Origin of the sequence: Mesorhizobium sp. M1A.T.Ca.IN.004.03.1.1 (assembly GCF_003997555.1) — a bacterium.
GTDB lineage: Bacteria > Pseudomonadota > Alphaproteobacteria > Rhizobiales > Rhizobiaceae > Mesorhizobium.
Genome location: NZ_RZTV01000004.1, coordinates 485,228 through 506,756, shown reverse-complemented (window position 1 = coordinate 506,756; position 21,529 = coordinate 485,228). Strand labels below are relative to the sequence as shown.

The window sequence follows — 21,529 nt, the reverse complement described above, 5'->3', positions numbered from 1 at the left end:
GTCATTCGCGGCGGCCTTCGGGCCGCCGATCCCAAACGGATCAATCCCATTCTTCAAGGAGGCCGCCATGGCGCCCCGCGTTCTCGTCTCGGATAAACTTTCAACCACCGCCGTGCAGATCTTCAAGGACCGCGGCATCGAGGTCGACTACCTGCCCGATCTCGGCAAGGACAAGGAAAAGCTTCTCGAAGTAATCGGCCAGTATGACGGCCTCGCCATCCGCTCGGCGACCAAGGTCACCGAGAAGCTGATCAATGCCGCCACCAGGCTCAAGGTCGTCGGCCGCGCCGGCATCGGCGTCGACAATGTCGACATTCCGGCGGCGAGCCGCAAGGGCATCATCGTGATGAACACGCCCTTCGGCAACTCGATCACCACCGCCGAGCACGCCGTTGCGATGATCTTCGCGCTGGCGCGCCAAATCCCGGAGGCCAACGCCTCGACCCATGCGGGAAAATGGGAGAAGAACCGCTTCATGGGCGTCGAGATCACCGGCAAGACGCTGGGCGTGATCGGCTGCGGCAATATCGGCTCGATCGTCGCGACGCGCGGCGTCGGCCTGAAGATGCATGTCGTGGCTTTCGATCCGTTCCTGTCGGACAGCCGCGCTGAAGAGCTCGGCGTCGAGAAGGTCGAGCTCGACGAGCTTTTCGCGCGCGCCGACTTCATAACCTTGCACACGCCGCTGACCGACAAGACGCGCAACATCATCGATGCGGCCGCGATCGCCAAGATGAAGGACGGCGTGCGCATCATCAATTGCGCGCGCGGCGGGCTGGTCGTCGAGGCCGACCTGGTCGCGGCACTGAAGAGCGGCAAGGTGGCCGGCGCTGGCGTCGATGTTTTCGAGGCCGAGCCGGCGGAGAACAATCCGCTGTTCGGCATGCAGAATGTCGTGGCAACCCCGCATCTCGGCGCCTCGACCACCGAGGCGCAGGAGAACGTTGCGCTGCAAGTGGCCGAGCAGATGGCCGATTACCTGATCAAGGGCGCCGTTTCCAACGCCATCAACATGCCGTCGATCACCGCCGAGGAAGCGCCCCGACTGAAACCCTTCGTCAAGCTGGCCGAGGTGCTCGGCGCCTTTGTCGGCCAGGTCACCGAAGATCCGATCAAGGAGGTGGAGATACTGTTCGACGGCTCGACCGCGACGATGAACACGCGCGCGCTGGTGAGCGCCACTCTTGCCGGCCTGATCCGGCCGCAGGTCTCCGACGTCAACATGGTGTCGGCGCCGATCATGGTGAAGGAGCGCGGCATTATCGTCGCCGAGGTCAAGCGCGACAAATCTGGCGTCTTCGACGGCTACATCAAGCTCACCGTCAAGACCGAGCATATGACGCGCTCGATCGCCGGGACCTGCTTCTCGGACGGCAAGCCGCGCTTCATCCAGATCAAGGGCATCAACCTCGATGCCGAGGTCGGCCAGCACATGCTCTACACGACCAATGCCGACGCGCCCGGCATCATCGGCCTGCTCGGCACCGTCTGCGGTGAGAACGGCGTCAACATCGCCAACTTCCAGCTCGGCCGCAACCGGCCGGGCGGCGATGCGATCGCGCTGCTCTATCTCGACGCACCCTTCCCGGAAAGGGTGCTCGATCAACTGCGGGCGCACCAATCGATCGATTCGGCCAAACCGCTGCACTTCGATGTCGGCGCCGCCTGAAAGATCATGCCCCGCATGCTTCGGCATGCGGGGAATTTCCCCTACAGAACGGCCCTGCTGCCACTGTATTCGGCCAGCGCGATGCCTCCGAGCACGAGCGCAAGCGCAAGACCCTGATAGAATTGGAACTGCTCGCCGACGATCAGCACCGAAAGCAGGGTGCCGAAGATTGGCACCAGATTGATGAACAGTCCGGCGCGATTGGCGCCGATCAGCTCGTTGCCCTTGATGTAGAAGATCTGCGAGACGACGGACGCGCCGAGCGCGGTGTAGAACGCGACCGCCCATCCTCGCGCGTCCGGGACGATGACGCGGCCCGCCGCCACTTCCCAGACAAAGAACGGCACCGAGGTCAAAAGCGCGGCGAGCGACAGAGCCAGCATGAAGCTTTGCCAGCGGACGGCCGGCTTCAGGCGCAGCCCCACCGAATAGAGGCTGTAGCAGAGGACCGCGACCAGCATGATGGCGTCGCCGAAATTGAGCTCGAGCTTCAGCAGCTGACCGAGGTCGCCATGGCTAGCGGTCAGGGCGACGCCGAGGATGGTGAGCGCGACGCCGACGATCTGCAGGCGCTGCACGTGCAGCCTAAACAGCACGAAGTTGGCAAGGATGATGACGATCGGTATGGCGGCCTGCTCGATCGAGACATTGATGGCGGTCGTGTAGTTCAGCGCCGTGTAGAAGATGACGTTGAACATCGTGAAGCCGCAGGCGCCGAGGCCGGCGACCAGCAGCCAATGCCGGCGCAGTTCAGGCCAGTCCTCGCGAAACGTCCGCCAGCCGACGGGCAGCATGATCAGCACCGCCAGCACCCAGCGCAGGAAAACCAACGTCATCGGCGACACATGGCCGACGGCAAGCTTGCCGGCCACGGAATTGCCGCCCCACAGCAGCATGGTGGAGAGCAGGAACAGATAGGCGGCTCGATGCATCGCTTAATCCTGGACCGGCAGGCGCGGTGGAAGAAGGATGCCGGCCTATTGCGATGGCGAGGCCAAGTAAATGATGCGAAAGCCGGAATTTGTTGTGCCTGGTTTGTTGTGCCCTGGGTGGTTTCGGGGACAAAGAAGGGGTCGCATCGGCCTGCACATGAGGCTATAGAGGCCTGTCGTTTCAAGCCGCTAAGGCGGCATCTCAAGGGAAAAGAACATGGCCAATGTGGTGGTCGTCGGCTCGCAGTGGGGCGACGAAGGCAAGGGCAAGATCGTCGACTGGCTGTCGGAGCGCGCCGACGTGGTCGTGCGCTTCCAGGGCGGCCACAATGCAGGTCATACCCTGGTCGTCGACGGCAAGGTCTACAAGCTTTCGCTCTTGCCGTCCGGCGTGGTCAGAGAGGGCAAGCTGTCGATCATCGGCAACGGGGTGGTCTTCGATCCGCACGCCTTCGTCGCGGAAGTCAAGAAGCTCAAGGAGCAGGGCGTGGAGGTGACGCCCGAACGCCTGAAAATCGCCGAAAACACCGCGCTTATCCTGTCGCTGCACCGGGAGCTGGACGGGTTCCGCGAAGACGCCGCCTCGAATTCCGGAACCAAGATTGGCACGACCCGCCGCGGCATCGGCCCCGCATATGAGGACAAGGTGGGCCGGCGTGCGGTGCGGGTGATGGATCTGGCGGATTTGGAAACGCTTCCCCTGAAGGTCGACAGGCTGCTCACGCATCATAATGCGCTGCGCCGCGGGCTCGGCCATCCGGAAGCGACCCAGGAGGCGATCATGCAGGAGCTGACCTCGGTGGCCGGCGAGATCCTGCCTTACATGGACCGCGTCTGGAAGGTGCTCGACGACAAGCGCCGCGCGGGTGCGCGCATCCTGTTCGAGGGCGCGCAAGGCACGCTGCTCGATATCGACCACGGCACCTATCCCTTCGTCACCTCATCCAACACCGTGGCAGGGCAAGCGGCCGCCGGCTCCGGCACCGGCCCCAGCGCGATCGGCTATGTGCTCGGCATCACCAAGGCCTATACGACGCGCGTCGGCGAAGGGCCGTTCCCGACCGAGCAGAAGAATGAGGTCGGCGAGTTCCTCGGCACGCGCGGCCACGAATTCGGCGTCGTCACCGGCCGCAAGCGCCGCTGCGGCTGGTTCGACGCCGTGCTGGTGCGCCAGGCGGTGGCCGTCAACGGCATCAAGGGCATCGCGCTCACCAAACTCGACGTGCTCGACGGGCTGGACGAGATCAAGGTCTGCACCGGCTATCGCCTTGATGGCGAGTTGATCGACTATCTGCCGGCCAGCCAGGGCGCCCAGTCGCGCGTCGAGCCGATCTATGAGACGCTCGAAGGCTGGAAGGGAACGACGGCCGGCGCCAGGAGCTGGAACGATCTGCCGGCGCAAGCCGTCAAATATGTCCGCCACATCGAGGAGCTGATCGGCGCCCCGGTTGCACTGCTTTCCACCAGCCCGGAGCGGGACGACACGATACTTGTGACCGATCCGTTTCAAGACTAGTTTCACAGCGCTTCCAGGCGCTACGGCTGATTTGCGGCCGGCCCGGGAAAGAATTGCAGGTCGACTGACGCATGGCAGATTTCGTTGGTGTTCTGAAAAAACAGCTTGCGAAGCACAGCGAGCCCTCGCCCGAGTTGCGCAAGCGGATTTACGAGAATGCTCGTGAGATGCTGGCGAAGAAACTCGCGAACTATTCTCCGCCGTTGTCGGCCGAGGTCATCAGCAAGCAGAAACGTTCGCTCGAAGATGCCGTCGCCAGCGTCGAGCGCGAGTATGCCAAACCTGCTCCGGCGCCCAAGCCGGCTCCAGCGGAAGATCCCCTGGCGGAGCTGGAACATATTTTTTCCTCGATCGACCGCAACAAGAACCAGCCGAGCCACGTCCGGCAGCCGTCGGTGGCGAAGCCCGAACCTGCCAAGCCGGAGCCCTTCAAGCCGGAGCCCTTCAAGACGGCGCCCGCACCGGCGCCGGTGAAGGCGGAACCGAGCTGGCAAGGCGCAGCAAAGACGGAACCAAGCTGGCAAGGGGCAACGAAGACTGAGCCCGGCGGCTGGCACAAGGTGCCCGCGGCACCGCCGCCCATGCCCTCGCCGCGCGAGGACGATGTCGGCCTGCCCGGGATGAACGCCGCCGAACCGGACGAGGACAGCGATGTCTTTGCCAATGACGAGCAGCCGGCCGATACTTTCCAGCGGCTGCGGCCTGCGCCGCGCAAGCGCAGCTATGGCGGGTTGATTGCTGCCGTTGTCGCATTGCTGGTGCTGGCCGGCGGCGGGTTCGGCGTTTGGCTGAACAAAGATGCGTTCAGCTCCATGCTCGGCTTGAAGGGCGGCAGCAGCCAGACCGTCTCGACCGAGCCTCTGGTCAAGCCTGCCCCCCCGACAAAGCCGACCGCCGAGACGGCGGCCGCGCCGCCGGCTGCGGGCAATAACGCGGCTGCAGCCAATGAGCCGGCCGAAACGGCGAAATTCACCCAGCGGCTGACGCCCGAGGGCAAGGAAGTAGATCCTGGTCCGGCCGGCGGCCAGAGCACCATCGGCGAGGGCGAATCCGTCGCCGCGCTGACCACGCCGCCGCCAGCCGCGCCTGGGATGACGCCGGCGCCCGCCGCCGGCACGCCGCCCGCCGCGCCAACTCCGGCCGCGACCCCGCCCGCCGCCGACACTCCGCCGGCTGCGCAAACCCCGCCAGCGAGCCCGCCTGCCGGGACCACGCCGTCGGCGCCCGCCGGTGCCGCCGCCAATCCGCCCGCGCCGGCCGCCGGAACCACGCCTCCGGCCGCGGCGGCCACTCCGCCTGCCGCTGGCACGACTCCGCCACCCGCGTCCGGGACTGCGCCTGCGACGGCCCAAGCGACCGTGCCGGTCGGCCAGAAAGCGATCTTCTATGAGGAGCGCACCAGCACCCAGCAGGGAACCGCCGAGCCCGGCAGCATCGTCTGGTCGTTGGTGCAGGAATCGCCGGGCGGCGACCTGCCGCCGGAGCCGGCGATCCGCGCCGAGGCGACGATACCCGGCAAGGACATCCAGCTGCGCATGACCATCCGGCGCAATACCGACCAGACGCTGCCGGCCAGCCACATCATCGAGATGATCTTCCTGACGCCGGAAGGGTTTGACGGCGGCGGCGTCGACAACATCCTGCGCATCGCCATGAAGAGCTCGGAACAGGACGCCGGCAGCCCGCTGATCGGCATCCCGGCCAAGATCGCCGACGGCTTCTTCCTCGTCGCCCTCAACGACACCAAGGCCGACGAGGACGCCAACCTGACGCTGCTCAGGGGGCAGGCCTGGATCGACGTGCCGGTGGTCTACAAGACCGGACGCCGTGCCCTGCTCACCATGGAAAAGGGCATTCCGGGCGAGAAGGTTTTTGATGAGGCGCTGAAGGCCTGGGCGACGAAGACGTCCGGTTGAGGCCGAGCGGCTCAGAAGCCCTGAAACAGCATGTCGAGCGCTGCAACGATCTCGTCGTGATGCTTCGCGAGGTTGAAACGGTTTTCCCCGAGTTCCGTCGCAGCCCCCGTAGCGATCAGATGGGTGGCCATGACCAGCTTGCGTCCATTGATTTCGAAGACCGGATGCAGCTTCCGCATTGGCGGCGGCGCCGACGCGAGGGGCAAAAGCGGAACGACGACGCGCGTCTTGAAATTGTCGAGCAGGTCGGATTGAACCTCGAGGACGTAGCCGCCTTCGATGCCGCTGGCGGCAAAGGCGTCATAGCGCGCCATCAGAACGCCTATGCTCCTTGAGCGGAACGCCGTACGTGTCGACATACTCGTTCCAGGCATCCATGGTGGCGCGGTTTTCGAGCTTCCACAGCCGCGTTTTCTCGGCTGCCACGGCTTCTGCGATCCCGGCTTCGGCGGCACGAGATACATTCACGTTGAGCCCCTTGGCTTCCTTCATGAGCTGTGAATCGATCGATAGATTTGCCGGCTGGCGGACCGCATTTGCGGCAATCTTGCGCATGATAGCCTCCGCAACATGCGTATAGAATATGCGCATCACGCGAGTGCTGCAATGGATAGCTTGGACCAGCGCGACCTTCGCGACCGAACCGGCATGGCAAATTCGCCCTCAAATGCTATAGTCGCGCAAGCGGCAGGTCTGACCGGAGACGGCGATGACCAGTGCGAAGATCGACGTTCGTGAGCTGGGTGAAGCCGTTTTCCTGACCGATGGCGGCCTCGAGACCTCGCTTGTTTTTCTGGAAGGCCTCGATCTGCCCTCGTTCGCCGCCTTTCCGCTTCTTGGCGAGGAGGAGGGGCGGACGACGTTGGCCCGCTATTTCCGCCAGTATCTCGACATCGCCGACAAACACGGGGTCGGCTTCGTGCTCGATACTCCGACGTGGCGCGCCAATCCGGACTGGGGCGAAAAGCTCGGCTATTCGAAAGTCGCATTGTCGGGCATAGACATGCAGGCAGTGTCATGGGCGCGGGCGCTGGCTGCGCCCTATGTTGCGCGTGGCATGACCGTGCTGGTCAATGGGGTGGTCGGGCCCCGTGGCGACGGCTACCGCATTGACACAGTCATGACGCCCGCCGAGGCCGAGACCTATCACGGCGATCAGGTCAAGGCGTTCCGCGATGCCAGCGCCGATATGGTCAGCGCCATCACGATGACCTATGCGCAGGAGGCTGCCGGAATAGCCTGTGCCGCGATGGCGGTGGGGCTCCCGTCGGTGATTTCGTTTACCGTCGAGACGGACGGACGCCTGCCTTCGGGGGAGAGCTTGAGAGACGCCATCGAGACCGTTGACGACGAAACGGACGGCGCTCCCGCATATTTCATGATCAACTGCGCACATCCGAGCCATTTCGACGCCGTCCTTGCCGGCGACGGACGCTGGATCAGGCGCATTCGCGGCGTGCGGGCCAACGCCTCAGCCAAAAGCCATGCCGAGCTGGATGCGGCGACCGAACTCGATCCAGGCGATCCTGTCGACCTCGGCCGGCGCTACCGCGCCATGCGCGACCGCTTCGGCCAGATAGCCGTGCTTGGCGGCTGCTGCGGCACCGACAGACGCCATATCGCTGCGATCTGCGAGGCCTGCCTCTGAGCCTTGCCGATAGCGGCTAGCCTTCCATCTCCTCGCGTAGCATCTCCAACTCCAGCCACTCTTCCTCAAGTGAGGCCAGCGTGGTGCGCTCCTTGTCGAGCGCGGCGATGGTCTTCTGGAACGATGCGGGATCGCGCTCGTAGAAGGACGGGTCGGCGATACTGTTCTCCAGCCTTGAGATGGACGCGCTCACCGCCTCGATCTTCTTCGGCAGGGATTCCAGCGCGAATTTCTGCTTGAAGGAGAGCTTCTTGGCCGGGCTTTTAGCGCTGGTCTGTTCGGCCCTGGCCGTCGCTTCGTTCGCTTCAGCCTTCGGCCTTGCCTTGCGCTCCTCCAGCTTCGAGCCGCCGCGTTGCGCCAGCATGTCGGAATAGCCGCCGGCATATTCGATCCAGCGTCCGGCGCCGTTGGGCGCGATCACGCTGGTGACTGTGCGGTCAAGGAAATCGCGATCGTGGCTGACCAGGACGACCGTTCCGGCAAAGCCGGCGACCAGTTCCTGCAGCAGCTCCAGCGTCTCCATGTCGAGGTCGTTGGTCGGCTCGTCGAGCACCAAAAGGTTCGCCGGCCGCGCCAGCACCCGGGCCAGCAGCAGTCGCGCCCGCTCGCCGCCCGAAAGCTCGCGCACCGGCGTGCGCGCCTGCTCCGGCTTGAAAAGAAAATCCTTCATATAGGAGACGACGTGGCGCTGCTCGCCATTGACCACAAGGTTCTCGCCGCGCCCGTCGGTCAGGTAATTCGCCAGCGTCTCCTGCGGGTCGACGGCCTCGCGCTTCTGGTCGAGCGTTGCGATTTCCAGATTGACGCCGAGCCGCACGGTGCCGGCATCCGGCGGCAGCTCGCCGGTCAGCATCTTGAGAAGCGTCGTCTTGCCGACGCCGTTCGGCCCGACAAGGCCGACACGGTCGCCGCGCTGGATACGGGTCGAAAAGCCCTTGACCACGGTGAGGTCGCCAAAACTCTTCTCGATGCCTTTGGCTTCGATCACCAGCTTGCCGGATTCAGCGGCGTCGCTTGCCACCATCGTCGCCGAACCCTCGGCGCCGCGATGGCTGCGAAAACGCTGGCGCATGGCCTGCAGCTCGCCGAGCCGGCGCATGTTGCGCTTGCGCCTGGCGGTCACGCCATAGCGCAGCCAATGCTCCTCGCGCACGATCTGGCGGCCGAGCTTGTGCTGTTCGCGCTCTTCCTCTTCAAGCACCTGGTCGCGCCATTCCTCAAAGTGCGCGAACCCCTTGTCCAGCCGGCGCGTCTGGCCGCGGTCGAGCCAGACGGTGGCGCGCGAGACGCGCTCGAGAAAGCGGCGGTCGTGCGAGATCAGGATCACGGCCGAGGAGGTGCGGGCAAGCTCTTCTTCCAGCCATTCGATGACCGACAGGTCGAGATGGTTGGTCGGCTCGTCGAGGAGCAGGATATCGGGCTCCGGCGCCATGACGCGGGCGAGTGCTGCGCGGCGCGCCTCGCCGCCGGAAAGGTCGTTCGGCCGCTCCTCGCCGGTCAGGCCGAGATGCTCCATCAGATAAGTGGCGCGATGCGGGTCGTCGGCCGGCCCGAGGCCGGCTTCGACATAGGCGCGCACGCTGGCGAAGCCATCCATATCGGGCATTTGCGGCAGGTAGCGCACCGTTGCCGAGGGCTGGCGGAATACTTCGCCGTCCTGCGGTTCGATCAGCCCCGCGACGATCTTGAGCAGCGTCGACTTGCCCGAACCGTTGCGGCCGACAAGCGCGATCTTCTCGCCGGCGGAGGCGCTCAGCGCCGCGCCGTCGAGCAGCGGCGTGCCGCCAAAAGTCAGTTTTATGCCATCCAGATTGAGAAGAGGCGGTGCCATGTCAGCTTTCGGGAAGAGGATAGGGGTGGGCGAGCAGCAGCGCCCGGCCACGCTCGAGCGCGATCTCGAGCCGACCCTTGATCTCATTTGATATGGTAAGCGATGAGCCGAACGCCACCTCGACACCGTCCAGCGGCCATTTGGCGCCTGAGACCGTCAGGCCGGCGAGGTCGGAGAAGCCGAGCACCGAGAACAGCGTGCCCTCGGCGTAGTCGAAGCCGGCTTTGCCCGGCAGGATCGGCACGCCTTCCTGCGCGCCGCTGGTCAGCAGCACGGTCATGCCCGCCTCGGCCAGCCGCACGCTCAGAGCCAAATGCAGAAAGGCATGATCGGCGCGCTTGCCGCCGAAGGCGCCGGCCAGCACCAGGCTGGTGGCGCCGCGCGCCAGCGCCTCGGCAATGGCGAGCTCGCCGTCGGTCATGTCCTTCTCGGTCGGGAAAATCTTGCGCGGCACGGCGGCCAGATTCTCCGGCAGGTTTGGCGGTACCGAGTCGAAATCTCCGACCCAGAGCTCCGGCAGGAGGCCAAGCATATGGGCATGGCCGATACCGGCATCGGCGGCGATGATGCGGGAGCCTTCGATCTGGCGATCGAGGCGAGGCGTGCGGACGAGATCGCCGCCAAGCAGGATGGTGAATGTGCCCATGGCCGTCGCCCTTACCAGCCCGGCCCACGAAACGGAAGCGGGCGCGTCCAAACGGAATCGCGCTTCGCTACCGCGGTGAACGATGATGATCCCCGGAAACTTCCGCTTGCGCGCCGCATCGGCCGGGCCTATGTCTCGAAATGCTCTAACGGGGTGCCGGACGCTGATTTTGCGAACCGGCTGAGAGGCAACGAAAGCCAACCCGCTGAACCTGATCCGGTTTGTACCGGCGGAGGGATTAGACGCTTCGGACCATCCGACGCCTCAATTCCTTTAACGCGAACGAAGGAGGCGCCGATGCGCTCGTTATTGTCCAACCTTGTTCTTGCAGCCGGCCTTGTTTCGCTTTTGGTGGGCGTCGGGCCTGCCGAGGCGAAAGACAAGCTTACCGTCTACACCTACGAAAGCTTCACCGCCGACTGGGGTCCCGGGCCCGCGGTGAAGAAGGAATTCGAGGCCGAATGCGGCTGCGATCTCGAATTCGTCTCGGTTGCCGACGGCGTGGCACTGCTCAACCGCGTCAAGCTGGAGGGCGCCGGCACCAAGGCCGATGTCGTGCTCGGCCTCGATACCAACCTGACCGCGGATGCCAAGGCGAGCGGCCTATTCGCGCCGCATGGCGCGGTGGCCGATTTGAATGTGCCCGGCGGCTGGAAAGACGACACTTTCGTGCCTTTCGACTACGGCTATTTCGCCGTCGTCTACGACACCGAAAAGCTGAAGACCCCGCCGAAGAGCTTGAAGGAACTGGTCGAGGGCGCCGGCCCCGACAAGATCATTATCCAGGATCCGCGCACTTCGACGCCGGGCCTCGGGCTGCTGCTGTGGGTCAAGTCGGTCTATGGCGACAAGGCGCCGGAAGCCTGGGCCAAGCTGAAGCCGAAGGTGCTGACCGTGACGCCGGGCTGGAGCGAGGCCTATGGTCTGTTCACCAAGGGCGAGGCGCCGATGGTTCTCTCCTATACCACTTCGCCGGCCTACCACATGGTGGCCGAGAACACCGAGCGCTATCAGGCGGCGTCCTTCGAGGAGGGCGAATATCTGCAGATCGAGGTCGCCGGCATCACCAAAACCGGCGCGAAGAACCCGCTGGCGGAAAAATTCATAGCCTTCATGACCGGGCCCAAGTTCCAGGACATCATCCCGGAGACCAACTGGATGTTCCCGGCCGGCAAGACCGACAAGCCGCTCAACCCGGCCTTCGAAAAGCTGGTGAAGCCGACCAAAACCCTGCTGTTCAGCCCGGACGAGGTGGCGGCCAACCGCAAGGCCTGGGTGGATGAATGGCTGGCGGCGATGAGCAAGTAGGACGCAGGATGGCGCTTGAGCACCCCCCTCTGTCCGGCCGGCCATCTCCCCCGCAAAGGGGGATCGGTGATTTCGCTAGCCGCCGACGGTGTAGGAAGAGCGGCAAAGCTGCCAATCTCCCTCCTAGAGTGGGAGATGTCCGGCAGGACAGAGGGGGGTGCGACGGAACGTGGCGTTCGCTAGCTCGAGCCAACGTGGTGCAGCGTGCAATCCACGCCGCGCCCTGACCCTCGCATCACCGCCGGCATCATCGCCCTTGTCGCCATCACTTTGCTCATCGGCGGCGCCTTCGCCGGCCTGATCCTCGAAGGCGCGAGCGGTCCGTCCAGCGCTGCCGCGGCCTTCGACAGCTATCTGCTCCGCGTCGCCCGCTTCACGCTTTGGCAGGCGCTGCTGTCGACATTGCTTTCGGTCTTGCCGGCAGTGTTCGTCGGCCGCGCCCTGTCCAGGCAAACGAACTTTCCCGGACGTCGCCTGATCCTGCAGTTGTTCACGGTGCCGCTGGCGCTGCCGGCCATCGTCGCCGCGCTCGGCGTGTTGGCGCTCTACGGCCGTGCCGGTTATTTTGCCGGCATCCTCGGCACGTTCGGCGGTGGGGAATGGCCGGGCATTTACGGCCTTTCCGGCATCCTGGTCGCGCATGTCTTCTTCAACCTGCCATTGGCCACGCGGCTGTTCCTCGAGGCGCTCGGCACCGTGCCGGCCGACCAGTGGCGGCTGGCGAGCCAGCTCGGTATGGACGCTCGGTCGGCCTTCCGGCTGATCGAATGGCCGGCGCTGCGCACGGTGCTGCCGGGGGTCGCCGGGCTGGTCTTCATGCTGTGCATCACCTCCTTCACAATCGTACTGACGCTGGGTGGCGGGCCGGCGGCGACGACGCTAGAGGTCGCGATCTACCAGGCGCTGCGCTTCGATTTCGATCCCGCGCGGGCCGTGACACTAACGTTTCTGCAGATCGTGCTGACCTTCGTCGTGGTCGCCATGCTGACGCGACTCGGCGCCAACACGGTCGGCGATGCGAATCTGCCGGTAGGGCCACGCCGCTATCTTGCGACCAGCACCACCGAGGCCGTGTTGAATGCCGGCCTCATCGTGCTTGCGCTGCTGTTCGTCGCCGCACCGATGGCGGCGACCGTGCTCGCCGGGCTGGAGGCGGATCTCGGCCGGCTGGCCGGCGAGGACGCCGTGCGCCGCGCGACGCTCACCAGCGCCGGGCTCTCCTTTCTCTCGGCGCTGTTTTGCGTGATGCTGTCGCTGTCGCTGATCGCCGCCCGACGCGCACTGGCCCTGAGGCGCCGCGCGGGCGGCGCCATGTCGCTGCTCGAACACGCCGCCGACACCGGCGCCGGTTTCGTGCTGGTCGTGCCGCCGATCGTGATCGGCGCCGGCTGGTTCCTGGCTCTGCGCAACATCACCGATGTGTTCGCCATCGCGCCCGTCATGGTCGTCGCGGTCAATGCGGTGATGGCAATGCCTTTCGCCATTCGCGCCGTCCGCCCTGCCTATGATGCGGCGAGCGAGCGCCACGAGCGACTCTGCCTGGCGCTCGGCATTTCCGGCTGGAACCGGCTGCGGCTGGTCGACTGGCCGTCGCTGCGGCGGCCCTTGGCCACCGGCTTTGCGTTCGCCATGGCGCTGTCGCTCGGCGATCTCGGCGTGATCGCACTGTTCGGCAGCGATTCCGTCCAGACCTTGCCCTATCTTCTACTCGCGCGCATGGGCAGCTACCGGACCGCCGACGCCGCGGGGCTGGCCTTGCTGCTCGGCCTCGTCTGCCTGCTGCTGGTTGTCGCCGCCGACTGGCTGGGGCGGGAGGCAAAGGCATGACGAGGGATAATAATGGCATCGCGGCCACGAAGGGCCTGGCCGTCACGTTGGACGGCGTATCCTTCAGCTATGGCGAGGCATCCTTCCGGTTCGATGTCGAATTCGCCGCCGGCAGGATCACCGCCATCATGGGGCCGAGCGGTTCAGGCAAGTCGACGCTGCTCAATCTGGTGGCCGGCTTCGAATCACCAAATGCTGGCAAGGTGCTGATCGGCGGGATCAATGTCGATAATGCGCCGCCCTCGGCGCGGCCGGTGTCGATGGTGTTCCAGGAAAACAACCTGTTCGCCCATCTTTCGGTCGAGGGCAATGTCGGGCTTGGCCGCTCGCCATCGCTCAAGCTCACGGCCGACGACCACCGCGCGGTCGCGGACGCGCTGGGGCGTGTCGGCCTCGCCGGCAAGGAAAAGCGGCTGCCGAGCGAGCTTTCCGGCGGCGAGCGGCAGCGCGTCGCGCTGGCGCGGGTGCTCATACGGGACCGTCCGGTGCTTCTGCTCGACGAGCCTTTCGCCTCGCTCGGCCCGGCGCTGCGCGACGACATGCTCGATCTCGTGGCCGGCATCCACGCCGAGCGACAGATGACCGTGCTTTTCGTCACGCATCAGCCGCAGGACGCGCGCCGCATCGGCCAACGGATCGCGTTCGTCGACGAGGGCAGGGTCGCGGCCACAGGGTCGGCCGCCGCTTTCTTCGACGGTGCTGGACCGGAGGCCTTCCGGCGCTATATCGGCGATCGAGGCGGCAGCGTTGCCGGATGACAACACATTGCCCGGAAGCGGACATAATTTACGGCCAAACCGGCTGCGGGTGATCAGGCGTTTGCTTGCCTTGTCCGGGGGAGTGTGGCTAGGTCCGGCCATGCTGGTCCGGGTGGGCCGTGATTTGCCGAAAGATTACGAAAGGAAGCCGATCTGACAGCCGGCATCGAGAGGGTATGGACTAAGCCGCTGGCGCGATTTTTCGCGATGGCCGGCTTTGCCGTGGCGCTGGCGAGCTGCCAGATGTTCACGCCGCCGGACGTGCAGGAGTCCGGCTTCCAGCCCTCCGACAAGCCGATCACCGTCGACAATGTCGTCGCCAATGCCAGGCTGGCCGAAATGGCCAAAGCGCAGCATCCGCGGATTCTCGCCACCTATGGCGGCGAATATTCCGATCCGAAGCTCGAGCGCATGGTGGCCAAGGTCGTCGGCAATCTGACGGTGGTCTCGGCCAATCCGACCCAGACCTATCGCATCACCATCCTCAACTCGCCCAACGTAAATGCCTTCGCGCTGCCGGGCGGCTATCTCTATGTCACGCGCGGACTTTTGGCGCTGGCCAATGACTCCTCCGAGCTTGCGGCCGTCATCGCGCATGAGATGGGCCACGTCACCGCCAATCACGGGTTGCAGCGGCAGCAGCTCGAGGCCGAGGAAGGCCTGGCGACCAAGGTCGTCTCCGATGTGCTCGGCGACAGCCCGACCGCCAAGGCCGCTCTCATCCGCGGCAAGCTGAGGCTTGCGCAGTTTTCGCGCAACCAGGAACTGCAGGCCGACGCGATCGGCATCAAATCGATCGGCGAGGCGGGCTATGACCCCTATGCGGCCGGCCGCTTCCTGCAGTCGATGTCGGCCTATACCGATTTCCGTTCGGTCAGCGGCGCCACGGATGCCAGCCTCGACTTCCTGGCCACGCATCCCAACACGCCGCAGCGCATTGAGCTGGCGCAGCGGCTCGCCCGCAACTTCGGACCGCCCGGCGTCGGCACGCGCGACCGCGATGCCTTCCTCGCCGGCATAGACGGGCTGCTCTACGGCGACACGCCGGAAGAGGGCTATGTGCGCGGCCAGACCTTCCTGCATCCCGGCCTTGGCGTGTCGTTCTCGGTGCCCGAGGGTTTCGTCATCGACAATTCGGCGGCCGCGGTGACCGCGACCGGTCCGGGCGACATCGCCATCCGCTTCGATGGCGTGGCGATCGACAAGTCTGTGTCGCTCACCGACTATATCCGCAGCGGCTGGGTCGCCGGACTGGACGATGCCAGCGTGCGCCAGGAAACGGTCAACGGCAACGAGGCGGCGATGGCGCATGCCAGCGCGCAAGGGTGGCAGTTCGATATCGCGGTCATCCGGGCCGGCGGACAGGTCTACCGGCTGCTGACTGCGGCACCCTCGGCCAGCACCGCGCTGGAGCCGGTCGCGCGCTCCGTCAGCAGCTCCTTCCGCACGTTGAGCGCGGCCGAGAAGGCGGCGCTGAAGCCGCTGCATATCCGGGTGGTCACTGTGCAGCCCGGCCAGAACATGGGCACGCTTGCCGCTCAGATGGTCGGCGTCGACCGAAAGCTCGACCTGTTCCGGGTGCTCAACGCAATGTCGCCGGGCGCGAGCGTGTCGGCCGGCGACAAGGTCAAGATCGTCACCGACAAGTAGGGTCGCATCCCGTTTCGTGCTTCCGCAACGAATCAGCCGCGCGCTTCTATTCAGTCAACCCGGGCGCGCGGCCGCCGCAGCAATCAGAGCCCGCCACTGCTGCCGCCTTCAGGGCTGGTCTGGCCGCCGGTGCTGCCCCCGCTGCCCTCACCACTTTGGCCGCCGCCGGACCCCGAATGATCGCCGCTACTGCCGCGCCAGGGCGCCGGCCCGGTATCGGTCTGAGGTGGTTTGACCACTGTCGGGACTGTCACCGTCGGCGTCTTCGGCGCGGGTGTGCGGACAACCTTTACCTTGGTGACTATTTTCGTCACAACCTTCGGCTTGCACACTGCGACCGTTAAGGTGCTGCGCGCGGGAAGGCCGAGAATGCTCATCGAATATGCCTCTTGCCGCGCGATGCCGGCTTTGAGGAAAGCCAAGGCGCGGGCCTCGTCGGCGGGCACGCCGTTGCGGCCATCCTTGAAGATCACGGCGAGATCGTTCATCGCGTTGACGTGCCCCATGGCCGCCGCCTTGAGCAGCAGGTCCAATCCCTTGCCGGTATTCTGCTCGACGTCGACACCATTGAACAAGGCTCGCCCCCAAGCGGCCATCGCATAGGGGTCTCCCTTGTCGGATGCTTCTGAATAGAAGCTGATCGCTTTCGCGGAGTCCGCGGCCAGTCCTATTCCGGACGAAGCGATATGGCCGAGCTCGAACATGGCGCGGACGTGCCCCCTGTCGGCAGCTTCCTGGATAGCTTTCCTGGCCTCGTCGACCTTGCCGGACGCCAGCAGCGCCCGCCCAAGCTCGTAGCGAAACCGAGCGACGTCGGGGTAGGCCTTCACCGCCGCCTGGCAGGCCTCAGCGGCCTCGCCGGCGATCTCGTTCTGCAAACGGCCGGGCGCGACGCCCTGCAGGTCGAGCGGTGCGCCCGCCGCTTGGTCGCAGGGGTCGACGCTTGGCGACAGCTTCATCATCGCTGCCTTGGACGCGTTGCCGCCGCGGATTTGGAAGCCAATCTGGACCGGAGCAGCCGAGCCGATCTGCGGCTCGTAACGCAAATTATCGACTTCACCGGCCATCAGGCTGGAATCCGGAGACAGGGTCCGGTCCGGCAGCGACAGAGTTCCCGTTGCCGGATAGCTTGCAAGCTTCAGGCTGAGTGCGGGGTCGTTGCTGGGGAAATCGAGCTTCAGCGGAACCGGACCGACGCCAACCGGGATGCTGATATCGCGATTTGCGATCGCCTCGGCGGCGCCGGTGAGGTGGATGCCGCTCTCCGGATCCGGCTGCTTCTGCTTGGCCGTGACCTCCTGACCCTCGGCGTCATCGTGGCGCATCAGCACCACCTCGTCGACCAGCGAGGAATTCTCCCACGGAACCTGCTTGCCGTTGGTGGCTTTGACCACGTCGCGGCGAACCGCCGCCATCACCGTGCGGATTTCCTGGTTGGGCGCCAACGCGTGGCGCGAAAAGGCAGATGAGAACGGGCTGAGGGCACCGCGCCCGTCATAGGCGACCGCGCCTGGCTCGGTGGCGAAGGCAATCAGCGTGTTCAGTGAGCTCTTCACCTGCGCAAGGCCGGCGTCGCCCGCGACGATCAGCTGGTCCCTCAGCCAGTAATCCTGGCGGGGGAAAGGATTGTTCCGGCAGGCGTCGAGGATGATCACCTGGATCTTCGCTTTCGAGCGCAATTGCTCCAGCACGTCGTCGAGCTTGATCGCCTGGACCTCGATGTCGGCGGCATCCTTCAGCGACGCATCGACGGGGATCAGGAAATTCTCGCCGCCGATCTGAAAACCGTGGCCGGAATAGTAGACGACGGCCAGATCCGCACCGTCCGCCGCGGCGAGATAGTTGCGGAACCGCTCCTCGAACTGAAGCTTGGTCAAGTCCTTTGCGACGAACACGTCGAAGCCGGCCAGCCGGAACGTGTTCGCGACGTCCTGAGCATCCTTGTCCGGGTTTTTGAGAGCCGGAATATTTCGGTATTCGGCATTGCCGATGACCAAGGCAACCCTTCGATCGGCGTGAGCCTCGAACGCGGTGAAGCACACGAGAACCAGGGCTGCAAGGAACGCGCAGCATCGCAGCATGGCAAACCCCCATCCGCTAAAGTTGGTGCAGTCAGGAAGACAGTTTACGCCGCGAGGGTCTGTTAAAGAATTCACAATCCATGGCTACGGATGCAGAAAGCCGCCGGGAGATGGCCTCCTGACGTCTTCGAGCCGCTGCCTCGGCTTTCAGGCGGCTTCCGCCAGGAATTCGGGGTTCTGCTTCACGAGCGCCGCCCGCAGCTTTTCCATGGCGCGGGCTTCGATCTGGCGGACGCGTTCCTTGGAGATGCCGAGCGCCTCGCCGAGCGATTCCAGGGTGGCGCCGTCGTCGCTCAGGCGGCGCTCCTCGATGATGCGCAGCTCGCGCGCATTGAGCGCGCCGAGCGCGCTTTTCAGCCAGACCGCGCGGCGCTCGACGTCGATCGTTTCGCCGACGACCTCGTCGGGAAGCGGATCCTCCGAGACCAGGAAATCCATCCGCTCGGCGGCGCCGTTCTCGTCGGCAAGGGGGGTATTGAGTGAGCTGTCGGGGGCCGAAAGACGCGAATCCATCATCGCCACGTCGGCTTCCGGCACGCCGAGCGCGGCCGAAACCTCGCGGTACAGCGAGGCATTGGAGAGCGGCTCGGCGCCGTTGGCAAGGCGCGCGCGCAACCGCCTCAGATTGAAGAACAGCGCCTTCTGCGCGGAGCTGGTGCCGCCGCGCACGATCGACCAGTTGCGGAGGATATAGTCCTGCATCGAGGCGCGGATCCACCAGGTGGCATAGGTCGAGAAACGCACTTCGCGGGCGGGCTCGAAGCGGGCAGCCGCTTCCAGCAGGCCGACATGGCCTTCCTGAATGAGGTCGCCGAGCGGCAAACCGTAGTGGCGGAATTTGGAAGCCATCGAAATCACCAGCCGCATATGGGCGACGGTGATCAGATGCAGCGCGTCCTGATCCTTTTTTTCCCTCCAGCGTATGGCCAGGAGATGCTCCTCGTCGCGCTCGAGATAGGGTGCCTTCATTGCCGCCCGGACCAGTGTCCGTCCTGCCACATCCTCGATCATGCCGGCTCCTTTTGGCGGTCGTTGCACTGGATGACGGTTGAAATGACGTCGCAGCGCCCTACAACAGCCAGCAACGTGCCAGAAGCGCGAATGGTTCCGTAGTGCCGGCGGATGCATATGCCTGCCGAAAACGTTTCTGTTATCGATCCGTGAGGCTTGGCTTGGCGGATTTTTCGCTGGTTTTGAGAACTGGATTTCTGGAACGGTCGATTTTTGAAATCTGGTTCCTTATTTCTTGAGGTTCCATCTGCCAGTTTGCGGCTCTCACCATGCGCCGGGGCACCGGTCAAAACGGGATCACAGAAAAATGAAATGGCTCAAATCGCTTCTCGTCGCCGGAACGCTGCAGGTTCTGGCAGTCACAGCCGGTCATGCCGGCGCCAATCTCGACCAGATCAAGCAGTCGGGCGTGATCAAGGTCGGCACGGAGGGCACCTACGCGCCCTTCACCTATCATGACGAATCCGGCGCCCTGGTCGGCTTCGACGTGGAGATCGCCAAGGCGATCGCCGAGAAGCTCGGCGTCAAGGTGCAGTTTCTCGAGGGCAAGTGGGACGGCCTGATCGCGGGGCTCGACGCCAACCGCTACGACGCCGTCATCAACGAGGTCGGCATCACCGACGCACGCAAGGCCAAGTATGATTTCTCCGATCCCTACATCGCCTCCAAGGCGGTGCTGATCGTGCGCGGCGACAACAGCGACATCAAGATATTCGCGGATCTCAAGGGCAAGAAGGCGGCGCAGTCGCTGACCTCGAATTTCGGCAAGCTCGCCGAGAAGAACGGCGCCGAATTGGTCGGCACCGACGGCTTCGACCAGTCGATCCAGCTGCTGCTCACCGGTCGCGCCGACGCCACCATCAACGACAGCCTGTCCTTCCTCGACTTCAAGAAGCACAAGCCCGACGCCAATGTGAAGATTGCCGCGCAGGAAGAGAATGCCGATTATTCCGGTGTCATCGTGCGCAAGGGCGATCCGGAACTGGTGGCGGCGATCAACAAGGCGCTGGCCGACATCAAGGCCGACGGCACCTACAAGAGGATTGCCGACACATATTTCGGCCAGGACGTCTCGCAGTAAGCCCAGTCATCCCTTTTGCTTGAGTTCCGGCGGGCCGTCTTTGACGGCCCGCCGATTTTTACCTGATAGTCGCTCGCATGCGGCCAGAGGGCCGCAGCGTCCGGAAAGGAGAAGGGCTCCGTGCCGCAGTGGTTGCAATTGATGCTGGAGTCGCTGCCGGCGCTGCTATGGGCGGCACTGATCTTCACCGTGCCGCTGACGCTGCTGTCCTTCGCCTTGGGGCTTATCGCCGGGCTGGTGACGGCGCTGATCAGGCTGTTCGGCCCGAAACCGCTGGTCGCGCTTGTGCGCTTCTATGTCTGGATCTTTCGCGGCACGCCGCTCCTGGTGCAGCTCTTCCTGATCTTCTACGGCCTGCCGTCGGTGGGCATCCTGCTCGATGCCTTTCCCGCAGCGTTGATCGGGTTCACGCTCAATATCGGCGCCTACACGTCGGAGATCATCCGCGCTGTCATCGGCTCGGTGCCGAAAGGGCAGTGGGAGGCCTCCTATTCGATCGGCATGACCTGGAGCCAGGCGATGCGGCGCACGATCCTTCCGCAAGCGGGCCGCGTCGCGGTGCCGCCGCTCTCCAATACGTTCATATCGCTGGTCAAGGACACCTCGCTCGCGGCGGCAATAACGGTGCCCGAAATGTTCCAGGCTGCGCAGCGCATCGTCGCCACCACCTACGAGCCGCTGATCCTCTATGTCGAGGCGGCGGCGCTCTATCTGGCGATGAGCTCGGTGCTGTCGGCGCTGCAGGCGCGGCTGGAGGTGCGGCTCAACCGCTATGGCGGCTTCCTGGAGACCAATGCATGATCGGCCTCACCAACATCGAGAAGCGCTTCGGCGACAATCTTGTCCTGAAAGGTGTCACCGTCAGCATCGACGAAGGCAGTGTCACGGCGCTGGTCGGACCTTCGGGCGGCGGAAAAAGCACGCTCTTGCGCTGCATCAACCTCTTGGAAATTCCGACCTCGGGCACTTTGCGCATCGGCGACGAGACGCTGGAGTTTCGGCCGGGCGCCAAAGTACCGGTAGCGGACATCCAGCGCGTGCGGCTGCAGACCGGCATGGTGTTCCAGAATTTTCAGCTCTTTCCGCATCGCACCGCGATCGAGAACGTCATGGAAGGGCTGGTGACGGTGCTGAAATGGCCGCAGACGGGGGCGCGCGAGCGGGCGATGGCGTTGCTCGAGAAGGTCGGCATGGCGCATAAGGCCGATGCCTGGCCGGCGACTTTGTCAGGCGGCCAGCAGCAGCGCGTTGCGATCGCCCGGGCGCTGGCGCCGTCGCCGCGCGTGCTGCTTTGCGACGAGCCGACCTCGGCGCTCGATCCGGAGCTGGCGCAGGAAGTGGTCGACGTGCTGGGTCAGCTGGCCCGCGAGGGCACCACCATGGTGATGGCCACGCATGATCTGAGACTTGCCTCCAAGATCGCGCAGGAGGTCGTGTTCCTCGATGCCGGCTCGATCGTCGAGAAGGGCCCGGCTTCGATCGTGTTCGACAATCCCGAGCGCGAGCGGACCAAGCGCTTCATCGCCTCGCTGCGGCAGGAGGAAGCGCGGAAGGAAGGCGGGGGCGGGGGATCAGGTACGATTTCTTCATAAGTTGGCGCTGCCCCTCATTGCTCTGCCGGGCATTTCTCCGCGTATAGTGACGGGAGAAAGGAC

18 protein-coding genes and 1 riboswitch are annotated in these 21,529 nt (G+C 64.8%); of the genes, 11 read left to right on the top strand and 7 right to left on the bottom strand.

Features of this window, described 5'->3' with window-relative positions; translation table 11 throughout:
* The first annotated feature begins 67 nt into the window (after positions 1–67).
* Complete coding sequence (gene serA / locus EOD29_RS16405) at positions 68–1,669, top strand: phosphoglycerate dehydrogenase (protein WP_067001828.1); 1,602 nt, start codon at positions 68–70, stop codon at positions 1,667–1,669.
* 41 nt (positions 1,670–1,710) lie between these two features.
* On the opposite strand, the gene EOD29_RS16400 is transcribed toward serA, so the two are convergent.
* Positions 1,711–2,601, bottom strand: coding sequence for a DMT family transporter (locus tag EOD29_RS16400; RefSeq protein ID WP_127247210.1), 891 nt, complete (start codon positions 2,599–2,601; stop codon positions 1,711–1,713).
* Between the two features lie 217 nt (positions 2,602–2,818).
* Between EOD29_RS16400 and EOD29_RS16395 the strand changes: the two genes are divergently transcribed.
* Positions 2,819–4,117, top strand: a complete 1,299-nt coding sequence (locus EOD29_RS16395) for an adenylosuccinate synthase (protein WP_127247209.1) — start codon at positions 2,819–2,821, stop codon at positions 4,115–4,117.
* Between the two features lie 71 nt (positions 4,118–4,188).
* A complete protein-coding gene (locus EOD29_RS16390) occupies positions 4,189–6,033 on the top strand; it encodes a hypothetical protein (protein ID WP_127247208.1) in 1,845 nt (614 codons plus the stop codon).
* Positions 6,034–6,044: 11 nt separating this feature from the next.
* Here EOD29_RS16390 and EOD29_RS16385 read toward each other — a convergent pair whose 3' ends face one another.
* Both EOD29_RS16385 and EOD29_RS16380 read right to left on the bottom strand, forming a co-directional pair.
* Positions 6,045–6,347, bottom strand: coding sequence for a CcdB family protein (locus EOD29_RS16385; protein ID WP_127217233.1), 303 nt, complete (start codon positions 6,345–6,347; stop codon positions 6,045–6,047).
* Entirely contained in the window at positions 6,334–6,588 is a 255-nt protein-coding gene (locus EOD29_RS16380; RefSeq protein ID WP_127217234.1) for a type II toxin-antitoxin system CcdA family antitoxin, read from the bottom strand. The genes EOD29_RS16385 and EOD29_RS16380 overlap by 14 nt, the downstream gene beginning before the upstream one ends.
* A 154-nt stretch (positions 6,589–6,742) precedes the next feature.
* Here EOD29_RS16380 and EOD29_RS16375 point away from each other — a divergent pair, with 154 nt between their 5' ends.
* Positions 6,743–7,681 (top strand): homocysteine S-methyltransferase family protein, encoded by a 939-nt coding sequence (locus EOD29_RS16375; protein WP_095824076.1) that lies wholly within the window; start codon positions 6,743–6,745, stop codon positions 7,679–7,681.
* Between the two features lie 16 nt (positions 7,682–7,697).
* On the opposite strand, the gene EOD29_RS16370 is transcribed toward EOD29_RS16375, so the two are convergent.
* Both EOD29_RS16370 and EOD29_RS16365 read right to left on the bottom strand, forming a co-directional pair.
* Positions 7,698–9,512, bottom strand: coding sequence for an ABC-F family ATP-binding cassette domain-containing protein (locus EOD29_RS16370; RefSeq protein ID WP_127247207.1), 1,815 nt, complete (start codon positions 9,510–9,512; stop codon positions 7,698–7,700).
* 1 nt (position 9,513) lies between these two features.
* Positions 9,514–10,158, bottom strand: a complete 645-nt coding sequence (locus tag EOD29_RS16365) for a thiamine diphosphokinase (RefSeq protein WP_127217122.1) — start codon at positions 10,156–10,158, stop codon at positions 9,514–9,516.
* 139 nt (positions 10,159–10,297) lie between these two features.
* Positions 10,298–10,413: riboswitch (TPP riboswitch) on the top strand.
* Between the two features lie 42 nt (positions 10,414–10,455).
* Here EOD29_RS16365 and thiB point away from each other — a divergent pair.
* The 4 genes from thiB (at position 10,456) to EOD29_RS16340 (ending at position 15,701) form a co-directional block, all read left to right on the top strand.
* Positions 10,456–11,466 (top strand): thiamine ABC transporter substrate binding subunit, encoded by a 1,011-nt coding sequence (gene thiB, locus EOD29_RS16360; protein ID WP_127217121.1) that lies wholly within the window; start codon positions 10,456–10,458, stop codon positions 11,464–11,466.
* 204 nt (positions 11,467–11,670) lie between these two features.
* Entirely contained in the window at positions 11,671–13,293 is a 1,623-nt protein-coding gene (gene thiP / locus EOD29_RS16350) for a thiamine/thiamine pyrophosphate ABC transporter permease (protein WP_127247206.1), read from the top strand.
* A complete protein-coding gene (thiQ, locus tag EOD29_RS16345) occupies positions 13,290–14,051 on the top strand; it encodes a thiamine ABC transporter ATP-binding protein (protein WP_127247205.1) in 762 nt (253 codons plus the stop codon). Before thiP ends, thiQ begins: the two co-directional genes overlap by 4 nt.
* Before the next feature lie 207 nt (positions 14,052–14,258).
* Positions 14,259–15,701 (top strand): M48 family metalloprotease, encoded by a 1,443-nt coding sequence (locus EOD29_RS16340; RefSeq protein ID WP_095799779.1) that lies wholly within the window; start codon positions 14,259–14,261, stop codon positions 15,699–15,701.
* Positions 15,702–15,784: 83 nt separating this feature from the next.
* Here the strand turns inward: EOD29_RS16340 and EOD29_RS16335 are convergent, their stop codons facing one another.
* Together EOD29_RS16335 and EOD29_RS16330 are read right to left on the bottom strand one after the other, a co-directional pair.
* Complete coding sequence (locus EOD29_RS16335) at positions 15,785–17,782, bottom strand: caspase family protein (protein ID WP_206520472.1); 1,998 nt, start codon at positions 17,780–17,782, stop codon at positions 15,785–15,787.
* A 147-nt stretch (positions 17,783–17,929) separates the two neighbouring features.
* Positions 17,930–18,793 carry an RNA polymerase factor sigma-32 gene (locus EOD29_RS16330; protein ID WP_067001865.1) on the bottom strand — a complete coding sequence of 288 codons (864 nt, stop codon included), beginning with the start codon at positions 18,791–18,793 and terminating at the stop codon, positions 17,930–17,932.
* 307 nt (positions 18,794–19,100) lie between these two features.
* On the opposite strand from EOD29_RS16330, the gene EOD29_RS16325 reads away from it, so the two are divergent.
* The 3 genes from EOD29_RS16325 to EOD29_RS16315 all read left to right on the top strand — a co-directional run bounded on the left by EOD29_RS16325 (position 19,101) and on the right by EOD29_RS16315 (position 21,466).
* Entirely contained in the window at positions 19,101–19,874 is a 774-nt protein-coding gene (locus EOD29_RS16325; RefSeq protein ID WP_127247204.1) for an amino acid ABC transporter substrate-binding protein, read from the top strand.
* A 120-nt stretch (positions 19,875–19,994) separates the two neighbouring features.
* Entirely contained in the window at positions 19,995–20,675 is a 681-nt protein-coding gene (locus tag EOD29_RS16320) for an ABC transporter permease subunit (RefSeq protein ID WP_127247203.1), read from the top strand.
* Positions 20,672–21,466 carry an amino acid ABC transporter ATP-binding protein gene (locus EOD29_RS16315; protein ID WP_127247202.1) on the top strand — a complete coding sequence of 265 codons (795 nt, stop codon included), beginning with the start codon at positions 20,672–20,674 and terminating at the stop codon, positions 21,464–21,466. Before EOD29_RS16320 ends, EOD29_RS16315 begins: the two co-directional genes overlap by 4 nt.
* Positions 21,467–21,529: the final 63 nt, after the last annotated feature.